This window comes from Streptomyces sp. YIM 130001, from assembly GCF_003574445.1.
In the GTDB taxonomy this organism is placed as follows: Bacteria; Actinomycetota; Actinomycetes; order Streptomycetales; family Streptomycetaceae; genus Streptomyces.
This window is the reverse complement of the sequence record NZ_KZ984555.1, coordinates 282,998-301,393: the sequence shown is the minus strand read 5'-3', so window position 1 is coordinate 301,393 and position 18,396 is coordinate 282,998. Positions and strand designations below refer to the sequence as shown.

The window sequence follows — 18,396 nt, the reverse complement described above, 5'->3', positions numbered from 1 at the left end:
GGGGGAGCCGACGTCGGGCACGGGGCCCGCCCGGATCCTGGAGCTCGACACCGTACGGGCCGGATACCGGCGCACGCCCGTCCTGCACGGGGTCACGGTCTCGGTCCCGCGCGACGGTGTGGCCGCGGTGCTCGGTCACAACGGCGCCGGCAAGTCGACGCTCCTGAGGGCCGCCGCCGGACTGCTCGTCCCGCGCTCCGGCCGGGTGCGGCTCGACGGCGAGGATGTCACGCGCCGGTCGCCGCACCAGCGGGTGGCCCGCGGGCTCGGGTACGTACCGCAGGGACAGCAGTGCTTCCCGCAGCTGACCGTCGCGGAGAATCTGCGGCTCGTCGCGGACGGCCGGGCCCGCGGGCGGGCGGCGACGGACGAGGCCCTCGACCTGTTCCCCGCGCTGCGTGAGTCGTCCCGGCGGCGGGCCGGCCTGCTCTCCGGCGGCCAGCGGCAGCAACTCGCCCTGGCCCGCGCCCTGGTGACCGAACCGCAGGTGCTGCTGCTCGACGAACCCACCGAGGGTGTCCAGCCCTCCGTCGTCGCCGAGATCGAGGAGGCGATCCTCGCCCTGACCCGGCGCGGCGGCCTCTCCGTGCTCCTCGTCGAGCAGCACGTGGGCTTCGCCCTGCGGGGCGCCGACCGCTACTACGTACTGGAGGCCGGCCGAGTGACCTCCAGCGGCACGGGCGGACAGCAGGCCCACGAAGCGGTACGCGAAGCCCTCAGCGTCTGACCCCGGCAGCGGGAGAGCCCGCCAGGGGGCGCACCGGATTCCGTGCGCCCCCTGGGGCGTGGCTGATTGTGTACCTCGTTGTGCCATTCCGTATCCGCTGAGTGAAGGTCGGGCGTACGCTCGGGCATATGCGGAGTGAGGTTTCGACAGCGCCCCCGACGACAGGCGCGGCCCGGCGGTTATCGACGTCCCGGGGAGGCCCGAGATGAGCGACAGCGGCGCGGTACTTCCCTGGCTGGTGATACGCGAGGACGACAGCGGCAACCGCTACCGGATCGGCAGGTACGCGACGAAAACCGAGGCGCAGCGGGTCGTGGACGCCCTCGGCGACCGCCCGCAGCACCAGCAGGTGTACTGGGTCGAACGCCTCGGACAGAAGACCGGCTGACCCCGGCGGGCCACCCCGGCCCGGTTTTCCGGCCGCGCGATTCCGGCCGAGTGCAGTCCCCGGTGCGTCTCGTCGCGCCGGGCCGCCCGGCTCGTACGCCCCACGCCTGCCACCGCCGTGCTCCGTCGCGCGCCCGCCGTGCGCCCCTCGGGTGCCACCGGCGCGCGACGTCTGCGCGGTCACGGCCGCACCGGACGATCGCGGCCCGTCGGGACCTCCGTACCACCGCACCCGTAGGCTCCCGTCCGGAGAACACCGACCGATGTGACCGATGAGGGAAGCGACGTTGATCGACACAGTGGCCTGGGTGCGTATCGAGGGCGGGCGGATTCTGTGCGCACGCTCCCGCGGCAAGGACGTCTTCTACATCCCCGGCGGTAAGCGCGAGCACGGCGAGAGCGATCTGCAGACGCTGATCCGCGAGGTCGAGGAGGAGCTCAGCGTGGCCGTCGTCGAGTCCAGCGCCTCCCCGCTCGGCGTCTACGAGGCGCAGGCGCACGGCGAGGCGGACGGCGTCCTGGTCCGGATGAGCTGCTACGCCGCCGACTACCGGGGCACGCTCGAGGCGGCGGCCGAGATCGAGGAGACGGCCTGGTTCGGCTATGCGGACCGCCCTGCGGTCGCTCCCGTCGACCAGCTGCTCTTCGACGACCTGAAGGCCCGCGGCGAACTGATCTGAGCCGAGGGCGCCGGGTTCTGAGGCAACGCCAGCGAAGTCCCGGGCGGCGGCGGAGCGAGCCGAGCTCGCGGCAGTGGTTCGACGGCAGCGGTTCCGATCCAGCGGTAGCGGTACAGCTCGTTGCATACCGGGTATGTGCTCAATAACCCTGACAAACCATTTGTAATCGGACAGGGTGTGCCGCCGTCCTGGGAAGTGATCGCGCGTGCTCGAGACCGAAGGCGACTGCGCCGAGTGGGCCTTTCCCGCGGAACCCGGTGCGGTGCGCACCGCCCGTGGCGCGGTGCGTGCACAACTCGCCGCCTGGGATCTCGCCTCCCTCTCGGACGTGACCGTACTGCTCGTCAGCGAACTGGTGACCAACTCCCTGCGCTACGCCTCCGGGCCGATCGGCGTCCGCATCTCCCGACTGCCCGGCCCGGCGGCCGGTCTCCTCGTCGAGGTTTCCGACCCGTTGCCCGAGCCGCCGCGGGAGCGAGCGGCCGGCTCGGAGGACGAAGGGGGGCGCGGTCTGCAATTGGTGGCCTGTTCTGCCCGTCGCTGGGGTACGCGTCCGGGCAGGACAGGAAAGACCGTGTGGTTCGAGTTGGCGCAGCCGGGACACCAGGCCGACTGACCACCGCTCTCCTGTCCGCGGCTGAAAACGGACGAGGTCGACGGGAGCTGTGAACGTGGTGTTGCGCGGGGCCGTAGTGCTGGATACTGCGGGCAAGCCGCCCGGACGCACCTGGTCGGTCGGCGGTGAGCTGGAGGGGACGGTCGCGTGAGCGAGATACCAGCCAGGGCGCAGGGGCCCGAGGAGGAGGGCCGGTCGCCGGGCGACATCATGTGGAAGAGCAGTACGCCCGGATCCCTCTACGACTACGTGCAGGTCGCCTCCTTCTCCATCGGCGCCGACGGGGTCGTCGACCAGTGGAGTGCGCGCGCCGCCGAACTCTTCGGAGTGCCGCCGCAGGACGCCGTCGGCCGGGACCCCATCGAGGCCTTCGTCCCGCCCGAACTGCGTGATCTCGGACACCGCAAGGTCAGCGAGATCCTCGACGGCCGCGAATGGACCGGTATCGTCCCCTTCCGCTTCGCCTCCGACGGCTCCATGGACGGCATCGCCGAGGTCTATGTGATGCCGACCGAGACCGAGGACGGCGAGAAGGGCGCGGTGTGCCTCGTCGTCGATGTCCGGGCGCTGCGCCGCATCGAGACCGACATCGCCGCGGCGGAGGCGATATTCGGCCAATCGCCGTTCGGATTCCTGCTGTTCGGCACGGATCTGAAGGTGCAGCGGGCCAACCGGCGCTTCGCCTCGGTCTTCGGCGGGGCGGCTGACGACCACCGCGGGCGCACCGTTCACGACTATCTGCCGCGCCAGGAGGCCGACCGGATGGCGGCCGCGCTGCGGCACGTCCTGGAGACCGGTGAGTCCGTGACGGACATGCAGATCATCGGGCCCGCCCCCGGGGCATCGGACCGCAGGCACTGGTCGATCAACCTCTACCGGGTGCACAGCGGTTCCGGCCGGCCGATCGGCGTCGCGGGCCTCGGCACCGACGTCACCCGCCGGCAGGCCGCCGCCCGCGAGGCGGCCCACGCCCGCCGCAACCTGGCCCTGCTCAACGAGGCCGGCGCCCGGATCGGCAACTCCCTCGACCTGGAGGCCACCGCGCGCCAACTGCTCGACGTGACCGTCCCGGTCTTCTGCGACCTGGCCTCCGTCGACCTCTACCAAGGACTCCTCGACGGCGACGAGGCGCCGCCCGGCCTCGGCGGCTACCCGCGGGCCAAGTCAGGGGGAGGCAGCGCGGAACTCCGCAGGGTCGCCTTCGCCAGCGCCGTCTCGCAGGCACCGCTCGAGGAGGACCCGGTCCCCGTCGGTTCCGTGCACCACTACGGGTTCAACTCGGCCGACGCCGAAGCTCTGCGCACCGCCCGCCCCGTGATCGTCCCCGCCGAGGACGGCAGCCTCGTCCACTCGACGCTCGCCGTGCCGATGGTCGCGCACGACACCGTGGTCGGCCTCGCCCGGTTCTCCCGCGCCAAGGGGAGTGAGTCGTTCGGCGAACGGGACCGGGCGCTCGCGGTGGAACTCGCCGCCCGCGCAGCCGTCTGCATCGACAACGCCCGGCTCTACCGCCGCGAACACGAGCGCGCCCTCATCCTGCAGCGCTCCCTGCTGCCCCCGGGCGACCCCGCCGCCGCGGGCCTCGACATCGCCTGCCGCTATCTGCCGGGCAACGCCGCCACCGAGGTCGGCGGCGACTGGTTCGACGTCATCGAACTACCCGGCCACCGCACCGCGCTCGTCGTCGGCGACGTGATGGGCCGCGGGCTGCGCGCCGCCGTCGCCATGGGTGAACTCCGCACCGCCGTAAGGACGTTGGCACTCCTCGACCTGGAACCGGCCGAGGTGCTCTCCGCACTCGACGAGGTCGCCCGGGGCCTCGGCACCCCCTGGGGCCACCAGCGCACCGGCGCGGCCGGCGCCCAGCGCTCACCCCGGTCCGCGGCTGCCAACCGCGACGCCGACCCCTCCGAGGTGTACCTCGCCACCTGCGTCTACGCCGTCTACGACTCCGTCACCCGCCGCTGCACCTTCGCCAACGCCGGCCATCTGCCGCCCGTGCTCGTGGAACCCGACGACCCGGCCCTGATGCTCGACGTGCCGCCGGGCATGCCGCTCGGGGTGGGCGGCGAACCCTTCGAGGAGGTGGAGGTCGAACTGCCCGAAGGGGCACTGCTCGCCCTCTACACCGACGGCCTCGTCGAGTCCCGGGACCATCCCCTCGACGACGGCCTGCGCGCCTTCCGCAGCGCCATCAACGACCCCGCACCCGCCCTCGAGGACGTCTGCGACCACGTCCTGAACACCCTCGACACCCACCACGGCGAGGACGACATCGCGCTCCTCGTGGCCAGGGTGCAGGGGCTGCCCGAGGACGCGGTCGGCGACTGGACGCTGCCGCGCGAGCCGCGCTCGGTCGGCAAGGCACGGGAGCTGGCCCGCGCCCGCCTGCAGAGCTGGAACCTCGAATCCCTCGTCGACACCACGGAGTTGCTGGTCAGCGAGCTGGTCACCAACGCACTGCGGTACGGCGAGGGCGAGATCCGACTCCGACTGCTGCTCGACAGGACCCTGGTCTGCGAGGTCTGGGACGCCGGTCTCGTCCAGCCGCGCAGACGCCGCGCCCGCGCCACCGACGAGGGCGGACGCGGACTGCAGCTGGTCGGCCTGCTCAGTGCCGGCTGGGGCTCGCGCCGTACCCCTCGCGGTAAGACGGTCTGGTTCGAACTCCCGCTGCCCGGCGGGCGACCGACGGCGGAACCGACGGTGGAGCAGCTGCTCAGCATGTTCTGAGCGCCCGGGCGCCTTGTGCCGATACGCGCTCGCCGGAGCCCTGACGGCTGCGCGCCGCAACGTGTCAGGGCGTGCCCTAGGTCGTCGCCTTGAGGGACGCCAGACGTGCCTCGATCTCCGCGCGGTCGCCGAGCGAGTCGAGCTCCTCGAACTGCGCGTCGAGGGACGAGGCCGCGAGCTCCTGCTTACCCAGGGCCCGGGCCTCCTCGCGCCGCACCTTGTCCTCGAACCGGCCCAGGTCGCTCGTCGGGTCGAGCACATTGATGCTCGCCGCGGCGTCCATCATCTTGTTCTGTGCCTCGGCCGTCTTCGAGCGGGCAACCAACTCGTCGCGCTTGGACTGCAGTTCGGCGAGTTTCTCCTTCATGCGGGAGAGCCCGTCCTTGAGCTTGGCGACCACCTCGTTCTGGGCGGCGATCGTCGGCTCGGCGTCCTTGGCCTCCCGCTCGGACTGCAACTGGCGCTGCAGCGCCACCTTGGCCAGCGAGTCGAAGCGGTCGGCCTCCGCGCCGTTCGCGTCGGCCCGCAGCTGATCGGCCTTGCTGCTGGCCGCCAGCGCCTTCCCGCCCCAGGCGCCGGCCGCCTCGACGTCCTCCTTGTGGTCGGCCTCCAGGAGACGCAGCTGGCCGATGGTCGTGGCCACCGCCTGCTCGGCCTCCTGGATGTTGTTGGAGTAGTCGCGGATCAGCTGGTCCAGCATCTTCTGCGGATCCTCGGCCTGATCGAGGACCGCGTTGATGTTCGCCTTGGCGAGCTGGGTGACACGGCCGAGGATGGTCTGCTTCGTCATGAGAGCTCCTGCTACGTCGGTGGGTCGCCGCTGAGGTGGGTGCGGCCGAGAGGAGGGAACGGGCCGGGGCGCGATGGATCAGAACCTCCCGCCACCCCCCATCCGCCCCCTGGTTCCCCCACCGCCGAAGCTCCCGGGCCCGCCGAATCCGCCGCCCCCACCGCCGAACCCGCCGCCCCCGCGCCCGCCCATCCCGCCGAGGATCTGCCCGAGCAGAATCCCGCCGAGCACTGCCCCGCCCGACCCGCCGCGGCCGCCGCCCATGCCTCCGCCGCCGAACGGACCGCCCGGGCCGCCGTACGACCGCACGTCCTGCTCGGCGAGCTGCTGTGCCTGGCGCGCCAGGGCGTCGGCCTGCTGTGCCTCGGCCAGTGCGGTCGACGCGTCGGGAGCACCGAGTTCCCGGGCCCGCTCAAGACGGCGCTGCGCTTCGGCGAGCCGCGTCCTGGCGACGCTGCCGACGGCACCGCGGTGCGTGGTGATGTAGTCCGCGGCTGCCGCGATGCCGCTGCGCGCGGTCAGCAGGGCCTGGTCGAGCAGTCCGCGGGCCCGCACATCGCTGGTCTCGCGCTCCCGGGCGCCGGCCAGCGCCTCGTCGAGGGCCGTGTCCGCCTCCTCGACACGGCGCAGGGCGTCGATCGGGTCGTAGCGGCCGGTGGTCTCCCGCTTGACGTCGGTGAGCACGGTCTCCGCGCGGGCGATACGGCCCTGCAGATCGGCGGTCGAGGTGCCTGCGGCGGTACCGCTCAGCATGCCGCGCGCGTCCGCCAGGTCGGTCTCGGTCTCGGTGAGGGCGCCGGGCAGGCGTTCCGCGGCCTCGGCCAGCTCGCCCGCGAAGCGGTCGACGGCCTCGACCAGGGTGGTGGCCTGGTCGACCGCGGCCTCGGCGGCCCGCAGCGGTACGGCTGCCGCACTGTTGTCGCCCGCGTCGACGGCCGTACGGGCCTCGGCCAGCTGGGCCTCGGCGAAGGCGAGGCGTTCGGCGGCCTCGTCCGGGTGGCCGGCCACCGTCGCGCACGCCGTCTGCGTGTACGTCTCGCCGAGGGTGGCGAGGGTGTCCCTGGCCCGGTCGGCACGGCCGGAGAGCTCACGGAAGGCCTGCTCCGCGTGCGCGAGGGCGTCGGGTGCACGCTCCTGCAGGGACCGCAGCGCGTCGAAGGCCGCGGCCTCCGCGTCGAGCCGCTCGCCCGCGGCCGTGCACCGGCTGACGATCTCCTCCAGCATCCGGCGCTTCGTCGCGTCGTCCTCGGGGAACGCGTCGTCCAGCTCCTGGCGGATCCGGAACGCAGCCGTCAACTCGGTCTTGGCGTACGCCAGAGCCGCGCCGAACGGCCGCGCCGCCTCCGCACCGAACTGGGCGGAGGCGAAGCCCAGTTCCTCCTCGCTGGTGCGCACCGAGTCGTCGGTCTCCACCAGGAGTTCCTTGGCACGGGCGTCGAGCTCCGGCAGCGGAGTGACCGGCTGTTCCGGTGTCCCGCCGTGCGGTGTCGTGCGCGTCATGGCCCGCCGCTTGCGCCGGGAGTAGGCGTACAGGGCGATCCCGCCCGCACCGGCCACGGCGATCACCGGGAGCGCCAGATCGCCGGCGGAACCGGATCCACCGCCACCCCCGGGATCCGCCTCACCCGGAGTGATCGCCGGAGTCGGCACCGGCTGCCCGGACAGCGTCGCCGCATAGCCGTCGGCGGCGCCGATCGCGGCGCCGGCCCAGTCGTTCCGCCGCAGCGCGGGCTCGACGGCGGTGCGTGCCACCTCCCGCAGTTGCTCCTCGCTCAGGCCGGACCCGGGGTCGGCGGAGTAGGCGTACTGGCGGTCGTGGGTGGCGACGGCGAGCAGCAGGTCGTCGGCGCCCAGGCCGTTGCGCTCGGCGGTGGCGTCGGCCCAGCTCTGTGCGGAACGCCCGGAGAAGTCCCGTACGTAGGCGACGAAGAGCTGCAGCCCGTGCTCGCTGTCGAGCCGCTGCAGCGCCTTCGTCACATCCGGCTCGCGGTCACCGAGCGCATCGGGCTTGTCGGTGACCTGCCCGTCCCGGGAGAGCGTCACGGGATCGTCGGCCGCGGCGGGCAGGGCGAGAGGCCCGAGCACGAGCACCAGCGCGGCAAGCATCCGCGCGGCGAGCGCCGCAGGGCCGGACACCCAGCCCAGGGGTATCCGGCCCGACGCACCACGCGATGCCCGACTCGTCGTCACACGGGGAGCGTATGACCCATTTGTCCGGCCCGCGAATCAGGTAGCGCCCGTCCCTCCTTGTCGCCGCCGGGGCGCTAGCGGCGGACCGCGTAGTCGCCCAGACCGTTCCTGACCAGCCCGAACACCTCCTGCGCGAGGTCGATCAGCACCGGACGAATGGCGTCGACGCTCTCGCCCTCCGTCCGTCGCCGGTGGATCTCGCCGTGCAGCGAGGTTCGTCCTGTCCCTCCTGCTGCCGAAGCACTCCGCCCCGGCGCGCCCGCAGCCACAACTGGGCGTACACCCGCGGGATTCCACTGGCTGACAGAGGGCCGCAGGCCCCGGAACCGCCGCGGCCCGGGCTGCCCCTGCGCGTCACACGCCGAACCGCTCCGCCTCCAACAGCGGCCGTACCCTCCGTGCGAAACCCCCGCCCGTGAAGGCCCGCTTCAACAGACCCGGCCGCAGTTCCTGCGCGAGCGCCGCAGCGACCATCCCCTGGTCGAGCGCCAGCACGAAGTCGCTGACCCGGCCGTCCCCGCCCACGTCCACCGAGTCCCGGAACCCGAACCGCGGGTCGTACGCCCCGAAGTCCGCCGCCAGCGCCCGGAGGTTCGCCACCGCCTCGGTGCGCGCGTACGGCAGCGCGAGGAACGAGGCGTGCGGAGTCACCACTCCCTGCGACCGGTAGCCGTCGACCTGCATACCGATCCCGTCGACGCCGTACTCGCTGTATCCACCGGCCGGGATGTTCGACGGCGAGAAGCCCCAGTAGCCGTACTTCTCCTCCGCGAGACCGTGCTCGATGTGGCTGCGTACATACCGCCGGTGCGTACGCCCCCAGGAGCGCGGCGACCACTCCGGCTCGGGCACGAACAGCGGCACCATCAGCGCCTCGAACATCGACCCGCCCCAGGTCGGCACCAACTTCCGGCCGCGGTACGTGTAGTGGCCCTGCCACACCCGGATCCCGTCCACCGTCACGTACGAGCCCCCGGGCTGCTGCTCCTGCTCGTGCTCCGGCAGCATCGTGCGCAGCAGGTGCCAGTAGTGGTCCGTGGGCAGCGAGCCGTCCGCGATTCCGAGGTAACTGGCCATCCTGGGCTCGGTGTTGAGCGCCCCGTAGTGGTGCTCGGTGGGTTCGCCCCTGCCGGGACCGTCCGGCCAGTAGCCGCCGCGCAGCTGGCCCGGGTGTGCCACCGGATCCGCCGCTTCGTACGGCGTGTAGAAGTACGACCAGTCCGCGTCCGCGAGCAGGCGCGCGATGCGCGGGCGCAGCGAGGGTTCGGCCTCGGCGGCGACGCGGAGGCCGGTGACGAGCCAGGCGTTGTCGACCGACGAGAGGAACGGCCGGATCGTCTCACCCGTGCCCGGCCAGCTGGTGAGCACCGAACCGTCGTACGCGTCGTACCAGTTGACCCACCAGCCGTGGAAGTGCTCCAGGCGCTCGACCGCGGAGACGGTACGGGTGAGTCGGCGCCGGCACTCGGCCCTACCGATCACGCCGAGCCCCTGCGCGGCCACCGTCGACCACAGCCCGCACCCGATGTTCGTCGGTGACGTCTGCCGGGACAGTTCGGGGGTCGTACCGCTGACGTCCATCTTGTCGGTGGTGAGACCGAAGCCGGTCGTCATGGTCGTCAGGGAGCGGTAGGTGTCCTCGAACCACCTTTGCAGCAGGGCCCGTTCGGACCCGGACGGACGCCGGTCCGCGGTGGCGCTCGCGGGCGCCGCCGAGAGGGCCAGAGCCGAACCGGCGGTCACCGATGCGGCAGCGAGAAACGTACGACGATCCATGGCGCGGCTCCCATAGCAGAGGGACGGTGCAGTGACAGGGCGTACGAGGAGGGGAACCGGCCGGCCCGACGGGGCGGTGGGGCCGGCCGGAGTCCCGCGGGGACCGGCGGAGTCAGGACCGCCGGCCCCCGGGTCGGAGAGCGCGAGCCGTCACGCGCAGGCGCGGCGCGGCAGCTCGCGGCTGTGGCCGAGTCCGCCCAGCCACTCGGCGGACGGGCGGGCGGTGCGCTCGAAGGTCTTCCAGTCGACGGCGATCAGGCCGAACGTCGGCTTGAAGGAGCCCCATTCGTAGTTGTCGAGGGCGCTCCAGGCCAGGTAGCCCTGGACGTTCAGGCCGTCCTCGAGGGCTGCGGCGACCTCGCCGAGCGCCCCCGCGTAGTAGTCGAGCCGGCGGCTGTCGTCGCTGGTCGCGATGCCGTTCTCGGTGACGATCAGCGGGACGTCGCCGACGATCTCGGCGGTGTGCCGCAGTGCGTGCCCGACGGCCGTCGGGTAGTACTCCCACTGCGTCAGCGTCCGCTCGACGTGCTCCGGTGCCGGGATCGGACCCTCGGGGCCGATCGCCGTGCGGGTGTAGGACTGCACGCCGATCCAGTCGTCGTCGCGGGCGGCCTCGATGAAGACGTCCTCGCGCGGGTGGCGGTAGGCGGCCGTGACCTCCTCGGCGCCGGGCAGTGCCTGGTAGACCTGGTTGGCGACGGTCCAGCCGACCTGGATCTCGGAGTTGATCGCGCGGACCTCCTTCACCGCGGCCTTGTGCGCGGCGATCACCGCGTACGTGGTCTCCTCGTGCGGTGTCGGCAGCCCGGCCGGCGGGAAGCCGATCTCGCCGCGCTTGGCGAGGCCGGCGGTCACGGACACCATGTTGGGCTCGTTGATCGTGCACACATGGCGTACGCCGTCGCCGATGACCGGCGCACACGCGGCCACGTAGCGGGCGAACAGCTCGACCGCGCCCTGGGCCGTCCAGCCGCCGCGCGCCTCGAACCACTGCGGCACGGTGAAGTGGTGCAGCGTCACCATCGGGCGCAGACCGCGCACGAGCGCGCCCTCCACCATCCCCCGGTAGTGGGCGAGTTCGGCGTTCGAGAACCGTCCTTCGGCGGGCTCGATGCGCGCCCACTCGATGCTGAAGCGGTAGTCGGTGAAGCCGAGCGAGGCCAGCAGATCCATGTCCTCGCGCCAGCGGTGATAGCTGTCGCAGGCGTCCAGGCTGGGCTCCTGGATGTGCGTACCGGTGGAGTGCTCCTTCACCCACCAGTCGCTGTTCGTGTTGTTGCCCTCGATCTGGTGGGCGGCGGTGGAGGCGCCCCACAGGAAGCCTTCGGGGAACGGGGTGGTGCTGTGCGTCATCGCGGCATGTCTTTCTCGTACGGAGGGGCGCGGACGGTCGGGCGGAGATACGGGCACGCCGGGGGCACCCGCCGGCGCCTGACGACGACGGGAGCGCGGGCGCGCGGACTACTTCATGCCGGCGGTGGCGATGCCCTGGGTGAAGTGCCGCTGCATGGCGATGAAGACCACGAGCACGGGCAGCACGATCAGGAACGAGCCGGCCATCAGGACACCGTTCGACCCGCCCGCCTTGTTCGGGTCGGTGGCGAACGTGGCCAGGGCCACCGGCAGCGTGTACTTGTCCGGATCGTTGGTCGCGATCAGCGGCCAGACGAAGTTGTTCCAGGAGCCGAGGAACGTGAAGATCGACAGCGTCGCGAGCGCGGGCTTGACCAGCGGCATCGCGATCCGCCAGAAGATGTACCACTCGCCGGCGCCGTCCATCCGCGCCGCCTCGAGCAGCTCGTCCGGGATGGACTGCATGAACTGGCGCATCAGGAACACCCCGAACGCGCCCGCGGCGAACGGCAGTACAAGACCCGCGTAGCTGTCGATCAGCTGCAGCTTGCTCATCAGCACGAACAGCGGAAGCAGCATCAGGTTGCCGGGGACCATCAGGGCGCCGAGCACCACCGCGAACACCTTGTTCTGTCCGACGAACTTCAGCTTGGCCAGGGCGTAGCCGAGCATCGAGCAGAACACCAGGTTGGAGACGGTGACCAGGACGGCCACGATCACCGAGTTCATGAAGTACAGCGGCAGATCGAGGTCGTCGAGCAGCTGCCGGAAGTTGGCGAGCGTCCACTCGGTGGGGATCCACACGGGCGGGCTCGCGGTCAGCTCGCTCTGCGACTTGAAGGCCGAAAGACCCATCCACAGGAACGGCGCCGACATGACCAGCAGACCGACCGAGAGCAGGACGTACGTCAGCGGCCTGCGCGCCCGGCGCTTCCTCACCGGCCCGGAAGCAGCTGCGGAAGGGCGCTCGGAGGTGAGGTGCGGGACCTTCGTGGGGGCGCTCATTCGGTGTTGTCCTTCAGCAGTCGCAGCTGCAGCACCGTGATGGCCATGACCACCACGAACAGCACGTAGGCCATGGCGCTCGCGTAGCCCATGTGGAAGAAGTTGAAGCCCTCGCGGTACATGTTCAGGGAGACGGTCAGGGTGGAGTCGGACGGGCCGCCCTGGGTCATCACGAACGGCTCCTCGAAGACGTTGAGATAGCCGATCGTGGTGATCACCGTCGCGTAGAGGATGGTCGGCCTGAGCAGCGGCACCGTGACCAGCCGGAACTCCTGCCAGGGGCCGGCGCCGTCGAGGCGCGCGGCTTCCCGCGTCTCGGTGGGGACGGCCTGCAGGCCGGCGATGAAGAGGACCATGACCGTGCCGAGGTTCCGCCACACCGCCATGACGATCATCGACGGCATCGCGAGCGCCTCCGAGCCGAGGAAGTCCGGTGAGGTCAGGCCCACTTCGGAGGCGAGCCCGGCGATCAGCCCGTCGCTCGGGTCGAGCACGAAGCGCCAGACCACGGCGATCGCGACGATCGAGGTGACGACGGGGGCGTAGAAGCCGACCCGGAAGAAGGTCCGCGCCCGGTCGATGCCGTTGTTCAGCAGGACCGCGGTCACCAGGCCGAGGCCGATGGTCAGCGGTACGCCCGCCACCACGAAGTACGCCGTGTTGAAAAGGGACTTGAGGAACCGCTCGTCGCCGAACAGCTTCGTGTAGTTCTCGAGGCCGATGAACTCCGCGTCCAGCGGGTTCGTGACGTTCCGCAGACCGAAGTCCGTGAAACTCATCAGCAGGGTGGCGACGATCGGGAACGCCATGAAGACCGTGAACAGCGCCAGGAAGGGGGTGGAGAAGAGCCAGCCGGCTCTGTTCTGCACACCCAACCGAGGCCGTCCGCGGCTCCGGCGGTCGCCGCCCGGCCCGGTCGGATCGTCCACTGCGGGGGATCCGGCCGCAACCTTGGCCGCGTCAGCGGCACTTCCGGTCGTAGCGCTCATGGCTTCTGCTTCGCTCCTGGTTCTGCCTCGCCGTGCTGCCGGTCTACTTCCCGACGAGTCCCTCGATCTGGGACTGCGCCTCGCCGAGGGCGTCCTCGGCGCTCGCCTTGCCCTGGGTGACCTTGGCGATCGCGATGTCGACCTTGTCGGTGATCTCGGTCCAATTGGGCAGTGAGGGCGAGGACTTGGCAGTCTTCATCTGCTTCTCGAAGACCTTCAGGTTCGGGTCGGAGGTCAGGTCGCCCGACTTCCATGCCGAGGTGTTGGCCGGCAGGTCCTTGGTGCGCTCGTACCAGTCGGCCTGGCCCTTGGTGTCCGTGAGGTACTTGATGAACTCCTCGGCCGCGGGCTTGTGTTCGCTGTCCTTGGAGATGGTCAGCGAGGAGCCGCCGGCCATCGACACGGAGGTCTTGTCCGCGGGCACCTCGGCGACCGCCCATTTGCCCTTGATGCCGGGCTGGCCCTCGTTCAGGAGCGTCACGTGCCAGGGGCCGCCGAAGAACATCGGGACCCGGCCGGTGCCGAAGTCCTTGACCACGTCGTAGCCCGGCTGCACGGACTTGTTGGCGATGCCCTTGTCGAAGTACGAGCCGTACTCCTCGAGGGCCTTGACCGCCTCGGGGCTGTCGACGACCGCCTTGCCCCCGTCGTCGACGATCTCGCCGCCGGCCGAGTACAGGAACGAGTAGAAGTTCTGCACCGTGTCCAGTCCGCTGGGCTGGATGGACAGGCCCCACTTGGTGCCGGCCTTCTTCTGGTAGGCGGTGGCGAGGTCCCGCAGCTCCTTCCAGTCGGTCGGAGCCTGGTCGACGCCGGCCTTCTCGGCGAGGTCGGTGCGGTAGTAGAGGACGCGGGTGTCGACGTACCACGGCACGCCGTAGACCTCGCCGTCCACCTCGCCCTGCTCCCAGCCGGCCGGGAAGAAGTCCGACTTGTCGAAGGTCTTGGTGTCGATCGGCTCGAGCACGCCGAGCTCGGCGAACTCGCCCATGTAACTGCCGCCCATCTGCGCGATGTCGGGCAGATTCCCGGCTGCGGCGGCGGCCACCAGCTTCTGGTGGGCGACGTCCCAGCCGACCGGGGTCACCTTCACCGTGATGTTCGGATTCGCCTTCTGGTACGCCTTCGCGACGTCGCCGAGCTTCTCGCCCTCGGCGCCCATCGCCCAGACGGTCAGCGTCTGCTTCTCGTCGGCGGCTACCTCGGAGCCGGAGCCGCCGCAGGCCGTGACGGCGAGCACCGTGGTGGCGGCGATGACGGCCGATGCGGTTTTGGCTGCGCGCTGCATGGGCGGCTCCTCCTTGAGCACTACCTGAATGTATGCGCTGTCTGTAAGCGCATACATCACTCTTGTTCAGGGGTGCGGGATGCCGCAAGGGGGGTCTTGGTCACACTCCCGTAACGGGCGGGACATCTATGTCGCTCGGGCCTCGCGGGCCCCGACCAATGAACCACCCGTGGTGCGGAGTGTGGGTACTTTGTGACCGATTTCCTACGGTGAGGTGCGGTTCGCCGCTGCCGGGGGCGGGACGGGCCGGGCGGAGCCGCGGCCCGGCCGCTCAGGCTTCACAGGAGCCGGCGGTGCGCTCGGGCGCGCGCGGGAGTTCCACCGCGACCCGCATCCCGCCGCCGGAACGGGGCGCGAGGGTGAGCACCCCGTCGTGTGCCCTGGCGATCGTCTCGACGATGGCCAGGCCGAGTCCGACGCCCGCCGCATCGTGATGGACCCGCTCCGTACCGCGCCGGAAGGGCTCGGTGAGGGTCGCGACCAGCTGCGGGGTGAGCGTCTCGCCGGTGTTCTCGACGGTGAGGACCACGGTCGTGGGACGGACGCCGGTGTGGATGTGGACGGTGCCCTGTTCGGGCATGTTGTGGACGATCGCGTTGTGTACGAGGTTCGTGGTGAGCTGCAGCAGGAGCGCGGGCGAACCGGTCGTGGGCGCGATGTCACCGCCGGCCTCGAGGGTGATGCCGTGCTTCTCCGCGAGCGGATGGAGCGTCTCGGCCGCTTCCTCGGCGACGAGGGACAGATCGACGTGCTCGCGGGTGAACGAGCGCTGGTTGGCGCGGGTGAGGAGGAGCAGTGCCTCGGTGAGGTCGATGGCCCGGGTGTTGACGGCGTGCAGGCGGTCGACGAGTGCACCGGTGTCGTGGTGCGGATCGGCGCGCGCGACGTCGATGAGTGTCTTCGAGATCGCCAGCGGGGTGCGCAGCTCGTGCGAGGCGTTGGCGGCGAATCTCTGCTGCTCCGCGACGTGCGTCTCGAGCTGCTCGAGCATCGTGTCGAAGGCGTCGGCAAGCTCGCGGAACTCGTCCTTGCGGCCCGGCAGAAGGATCCGGTGGGACAGCGATCCGGCCGCGGCCGTGCGGGTGGCGTGGGTGATGCGGTCCAGGGGCGCGAGCATGCGTCCGGCGAGGATCCAGCCCCCCAGGAGGCCGAACAGCAGGAGGAACACCATGACCGCGGCCGCCGTCGGGGCGAAGCTGCGCAGGAACATGGTGCCCGGAGTCGCCCGCACCGCGCCTGCTTCATTGGTCTGCAGCCAGCCCTGTTGCAGGAGGAACACTCCGATGGCGACGATCAGCAGGGCGCCGGCGAGCATGAGGAATCCGGCATAGCTGAGGGTGAGTTTGAGGCGGACGCTCAGGCCGGGCCGCCTATCCACGCTCCGCACCGCCGTGTGCGGTCACGGACGCTGCGTCGATGCGGTAGCCGACGCCCGGCACGGTGGCGATGATCCAGGGTTCGCCGAGACGTTTGCGCAGTGCGGAGACCGTGATGCGTACGGCGTTGGTGAACGGGTCGGCGTTCTCGTCCCACGCCCGCTCCAGGAGTTCCTCGGCGCTGACCACCCCGCCCTCGGCGGCGACGAGGACCTCGAGCACGGCGAACTGCTTCCGGGTGAGTGCGACGTAGCGGCCGTCGCGGTAGATCTCGCGGCGGAACGGATCGAGGCGCAGTCCCGCGATCTCCCGTACGGGAGGCCGGAGGTGGGCACGCCTGCGGTCGAGCGCCCGCAGCCTGAGGACGAGCTCCTGCAACTCGAAGGGTTTCGTCAGGTAGTCGTCGGCACCGAGCCCGAACCCGGAGGCCTTGTCGTCGAGCCGGTCGGCAGCGGTGAGCATGAGGATCGGCATCCCGCTGCCCGAGGCGACGATGCGGGTGGCGATCTCGTCGCCGGACGGGCCCGGGATGTCGCGGTCGAGGACGGCGATGTCGTAGGTGTTGATGCCGAGCAGCTCCAGAGCGGTGTCGCCGTCACCGGCGAGGTCGGCCGCGATCGCCTCCAGGCGCAGGCCGTCACGGATCGCTTCGGCCAGGTAGGGCTCGTCCTCGACAATCAAGACACGCATGGACCAAGGCTACGAGCCGAGGCATATCCTCCGCGTATCGAAAATCGCATACGTGCCGGCAACATCCCGCCGCATCGACTGGTGGCATGTCCTTCAGCGAACCAGTACGCGCAGCAGCCGGAGATCTTGTCGTGCGGCCGATCGGCGCCGTCGAGCACGAGGCGTTCGTACGGGCCCGGCGGGCGGTCAGCTTTCTGCAGACTCCGGCGTGGGGCCGCGTGAAGACCGAGTGGCGCAGCGAGTCGCTCGGCTGGTTCGACGGCCCGCGCCTGGTCGGCGCCGGGCTCGTACTGCACCGGCCGGTGCCGAGGCTCGACCGCTTCACGCTGGCGTATCTGGCCGAGGGCCCGGTCATCGACTGGAGCGGCGAGATCGGTCCATGGCTCGACCCGGCGGCGGCGTACCTCAAGGAACACGGCGCGTTCGCGATCCGGCTCGGCCCGCCGGTGGTCACGGACACCTGGAGCGCCGCCCAGGTCAAGGAGGGCATCGCCGACCCGGACGTCCGGCGGCTCACCGACCTGCCGGCGCAGTGGGGCGACCCGGTCGGTGCGCGCGTGAGCAGCAGCCTGCAGGACGCGGGCTGGCTGCCGCAGAACCCGCAGGACGGGTTCGGGGCCGGACACCCGCAGTTCAAGTACGAGGTCCCGCTGGCGGGCAGGACCGAGGCGGAGGTGCTCGGGGGCATGAACCAGCAGTGGCGCCGCAACATCAAGAAGGCGGCCAAGGAGGGCGTCGAGGTCACGGTCGCCGCCGGAGGGCCGCAGGACCTCAAGGCGTTTCACGACCTCTACGTCCACACCGCCGAGCGCGACCGCTTCACGCCCCGGCCGCTGCGCTACTTCGAGACCATGTTCGCGGCGCTGGGCACCGAAGGCCCCGAGCGGATCACGCTCTACCTGGCCCATCACCGGGGCGACCTGGTCGCCACCACCGTCCTGATCCGCGTCGGAGCCCACGCGGTGTACGCCTATGGGGCCTCCGCCACCGAGAAGCGCGAGGTACGCGGCTCCAACGCCTGCCAGTGGGCGATGATCCGCGACGCGCGAGCCGCCGGCTGCGATGTCTACGACCTGCGCGGCATCACCCCCACCCTGGACGCCGACGACCCGCACGTCGGCCTGGTCCGGTTCAAGGCCGGCACCGGCGGCCGGGCCGTGCGGTACGTCGGGGAGTGGGACCTGCCGCTGCGGCCGCTGGTCTACCGGGCCTTCGACCTGTACATGAAGCGGCACAAGACCGTCAGGCGGCGCGCGCGATGAGCGTGCGGATCCGGCCGGCACACCGCGCCGACGCCTTGGCCGTCAACGAGCTGCTGGAGCAGCTGGGTTATCCGCAAGACGGCCGCGCAGTGACGGCGAGCCGAATCCGGACCTGGGCCGAGGATCCGTCCGGCGCGGCCTATGTGGCTGAGGTCGGCGACCGCGTTCTCGGGGTCATCGCCGTCCAGGTGTGCCCGTTCTTCGAACGTGACGGCTCCTGGGGCCGGATCGTGGCCCTGGTGGTCTGCGGCCGAGCGCGCGGCCGCGGCGTCGGCTCCCGACTCGTCGCGGCCGCGGAGTCCTTCGCCGCCACCCGTGGCTGCGTCCGCATGGAGGTCACCAGCGGGGACCGTCGCCAGGATGCGCATGCGTTCTACCGGCGCCGCGGATACATCGACCAGGCGGGGGAGTCGTCCCGGTTCCTGCGAGACCTGCCGGTGGGCGGCTCCTGACCACGGCGCCGCGCATCCGCTCGAGCCGTAGGGCATGTCCGGAAAGTCCTGCACGGCACTCACGGCGCCCGGCACGCTCCCC

At 71.2% G+C, this 18,396-nt stretch carries 16 protein-coding genes; 7 read left to right on the top strand and 9 right to left on the bottom strand.

Translation table 11 applies throughout. The annotated features are described in order from the left end of the window. Positions 1 to 34: 34 nt before the first annotated feature. The 5 genes from urtE (at position 35) to DSC45_RS16885 (ending at position 5,143) form a co-directional block, all read left to right on the top strand. On the top strand, positions 35 to 727 hold the full coding sequence (urtE, locus tag DSC45_RS16905; RefSeq protein ID WP_119291880.1) for an urea ABC transporter ATP-binding subunit UrtE: 693 nt from the start codon (positions 35 to 37) through the stop codon (positions 725 to 727). A 205-nt stretch (positions 728 to 932) separates the two neighbouring features. Next, on the top strand, positions 933 to 1,115 hold the full coding sequence (locus DSC45_RS16900) for an SPOR domain-containing protein (protein ID WP_119291687.1): 183 nt from the start codon (positions 933 to 935) through the stop codon (positions 1,113 to 1,115). 271 nt (positions 1,116 to 1,386) lie between these two features. Then, positions 1,387 to 1,794, top strand: coding sequence for an NUDIX hydrolase (locus DSC45_RS16895; RefSeq protein WP_119291685.1), 408 nt, complete (start codon positions 1,387 to 1,389; stop codon positions 1,792 to 1,794). Positions 1,795 to 1,999: 205 nt separating this feature from the next. Further along, the gene (locus tag DSC45_RS16890) at positions 2,000 to 2,410 is read left to right on the top strand and encodes an ATP-binding protein (protein ID WP_119291683.1); all 411 of its coding nucleotides are present in this window, start codon (positions 2,000 to 2,002) and stop codon (positions 2,408 to 2,410) included. Between the two features lie 210 nt (positions 2,411 to 2,620). Next, positions 2,621 to 5,143, top strand: coding sequence for a SpoIIE family protein phosphatase (locus DSC45_RS16885; RefSeq protein WP_119291681.1), 2,523 nt, complete (start codon positions 2,621 to 2,623; stop codon positions 5,141 to 5,143). Positions 5,144 to 5,219: 76 nt separating this feature from the next. Here the strand turns inward: DSC45_RS16885 and DSC45_RS16880 are convergent, their stop codons facing one another. The 9 genes from DSC45_RS16880 to DSC45_RS16835 all read right to left on the bottom strand — a co-directional run bounded on the left by DSC45_RS16880 (position 5,220) and on the right by DSC45_RS16835 (position 16,600). Next, positions 5,220 to 5,933 (bottom strand): PspA/IM30 family protein, encoded by a 714-nt coding sequence (locus DSC45_RS16880; RefSeq protein ID WP_119291679.1) that lies wholly within the window; start codon positions 5,931 to 5,933, stop codon positions 5,220 to 5,222. A gap of 78 nt (positions 5,934 to 6,011) precedes the next feature. Then, the gene (locus DSC45_RS16875; protein ID WP_119291878.1) at positions 6,012 to 8,039 is read right to left on the bottom strand and encodes a TPM domain-containing protein; all 2,028 of its coding nucleotides are present in this window, start codon (positions 8,037 to 8,039) and stop codon (positions 6,012 to 6,014) included. Between the two features lie 438 nt (positions 8,040 to 8,477). Then, the gene (locus DSC45_RS16865) at positions 8,478 to 9,899 is read right to left on the bottom strand and encodes a glucoamylase family protein (protein ID WP_119291676.1); all 1,422 of its coding nucleotides are present in this window, start codon (positions 9,897 to 9,899) and stop codon (positions 8,478 to 8,480) included. A 150-nt stretch (positions 9,900 to 10,049) separates the two neighbouring features. Beyond that, the gene (locus DSC45_RS16860; protein ID WP_119291675.1) at positions 10,050 to 11,252 is read right to left on the bottom strand and encodes a glycoside hydrolase family 1 protein; all 1,203 of its coding nucleotides are present in this window, start codon (positions 11,250 to 11,252) and stop codon (positions 10,050 to 10,052) included. A 108-nt stretch (positions 11,253 to 11,360) separates the two neighbouring features. Next, a complete protein-coding gene (locus DSC45_RS16855; RefSeq protein WP_240434672.1) occupies positions 11,361 to 12,257 on the bottom strand; it encodes a carbohydrate ABC transporter permease in 897 nt (298 codons plus the stop codon). Then, the gene (locus DSC45_RS16850; protein WP_119291673.1) at positions 12,254 to 13,246 is read right to left on the bottom strand and encodes a carbohydrate ABC transporter permease; all 993 of its coding nucleotides are present in this window, start codon (positions 13,244 to 13,246) and stop codon (positions 12,254 to 12,256) included. Before DSC45_RS16850 ends, DSC45_RS16855 begins: the two co-directional genes overlap by 4 nt. 43 nt (positions 13,247 to 13,289) lie before the next feature. Beyond that, positions 13,290 to 14,534, bottom strand: coding sequence for a sugar ABC transporter substrate-binding protein (locus DSC45_RS16845; RefSeq protein WP_119291672.1), 1,245 nt, complete (start codon positions 14,532 to 14,534; stop codon positions 13,290 to 13,292). A 271-nt stretch (positions 14,535 to 14,805) separates the two neighbouring features. Next, positions 14,806 to 15,912: a sensor histidine kinase gene (locus DSC45_RS16840; RefSeq protein WP_119291670.1), complete on the bottom strand. Its 1,107-nt coding sequence runs from the start codon at positions 15,910 to 15,912 to the stop codon at positions 14,806 to 14,808. Continuing rightward, positions 15,905 to 16,600, bottom strand: a complete 696-nt coding sequence (locus DSC45_RS16835; RefSeq protein ID WP_119291668.1) for a response regulator transcription factor — start codon at positions 16,598 to 16,600, stop codon at positions 15,905 to 15,907. Before DSC45_RS16835 ends, DSC45_RS16840 begins: the two co-directional genes overlap by 8 nt. Before the next feature lie 86 nt (positions 16,601 to 16,686). On the opposite strand from DSC45_RS16835, the gene DSC45_RS16830 reads away from it, so the two are divergent. Beyond that, the gene (locus DSC45_RS16830; RefSeq protein ID WP_119291666.1) at positions 16,687 to 17,862 is read left to right on the top strand and encodes a lipid II:glycine glycyltransferase FemX; all 1,176 of its coding nucleotides are present in this window, start codon (positions 16,687 to 16,689) and stop codon (positions 17,860 to 17,862) included. Further along, positions 17,859 to 18,314, top strand: coding sequence for a GNAT family N-acetyltransferase (locus tag DSC45_RS16825; protein WP_119291664.1), 456 nt, complete (start codon positions 17,859 to 17,861; stop codon positions 18,312 to 18,314). The genes DSC45_RS16830 and DSC45_RS16825 overlap by 4 nt, the downstream gene beginning before the upstream one ends. The last annotated feature ends 82 nt before the right edge of the window (positions 18,315 to 18,396 follow it).

What these genes read in the sequence shown, in the direction of transcription:
- DSC45_RS16900 (WP_119291687.1), top strand. Translation starts at nt 933, where the DNA reads ATGAGCGACAGCGGCGCGGTACTTCCCTGGCTGGTGATACGCGAGGAC.
- DSC45_RS16895 (WP_119291685.1), top strand. Translation starts at nt 1,387, where the DNA reads ATGAGGGAAGCGACGTTGATCGACACAGTGGCCTGGGTGCGTATCGAG.
- DSC45_RS16885 (WP_119291681.1), top strand. Translation starts at nt 2,621, where the DNA reads ATGTGGAAGAGCAGTACGCCCGGATCCCTCTACGACTACGTGCAGGTC.
- DSC45_RS16880 (WP_119291679.1), bottom strand. Translation starts at nt 5,933, where the DNA reads ATGACGAAGCAGACCATCCTCGGCCGTGTCACCCAGCTCGCCAAGGCG.
- DSC45_RS16875 (WP_119291878.1), bottom strand. Translation starts at nt 8,039, where the DNA reads ATGCTTGCCGCGCTGGTGCTCGTGCTCGGGCCTCTCGCCCTGCCCGCC.
- DSC45_RS16865 (WP_119291676.1), bottom strand. Translation starts at nt 9,899, where the DNA reads ATGGATCGTCGTACGTTTCTCGCTGCCGCATCGGTGACCGCCGGTTCG.
- DSC45_RS16860 (WP_119291675.1), bottom strand. Translation starts at nt 11,252, where the DNA reads ATGACGCACAGCACCACCCCGTTCCCCGAAGGCTTCCTGTGGGGCGCC.
- DSC45_RS16855 (WP_240434672.1), bottom strand. Translation starts at nt 12,257, where the DNA reads ATGAGCGCCCCCACGAAGGTCCCGCACCTCACCTCCGAGCGCCCTTCC.
- DSC45_RS16850 (WP_119291673.1), bottom strand. Translation starts at nt 13,246, where the DNA reads ATGAGCGCTACGACCGGAAGTGCCGCTGACGCGGCCAAGGTTGCGGCC.
- DSC45_RS16845 (WP_119291672.1), bottom strand. Translation starts at nt 14,534, where the DNA reads ATGCAGCGCGCAGCCAAAACCGCATCGGCCGTCATCGCCGCCACCACG.
- DSC45_RS16835 (WP_119291668.1), bottom strand. Translation starts at nt 16,600, where the DNA reads ATGCGTGTCTTGATTGTCGAGGACGAGCCCTACCTGGCCGAAGCGATC.
- DSC45_RS16830 (WP_119291666.1), top strand. Translation starts at nt 16,687, where the DNA reads ATGTCCTTCAGCGAACCAGTACGCGCAGCAGCCGGAGATCTTGTCGTG.
- DSC45_RS16825 (WP_119291664.1), top strand. Translation starts at nt 17,859, where the DNA reads ATGAGCGTGCGGATCCGGCCGGCACACCGCGCCGACGCCTTGGCCGTC.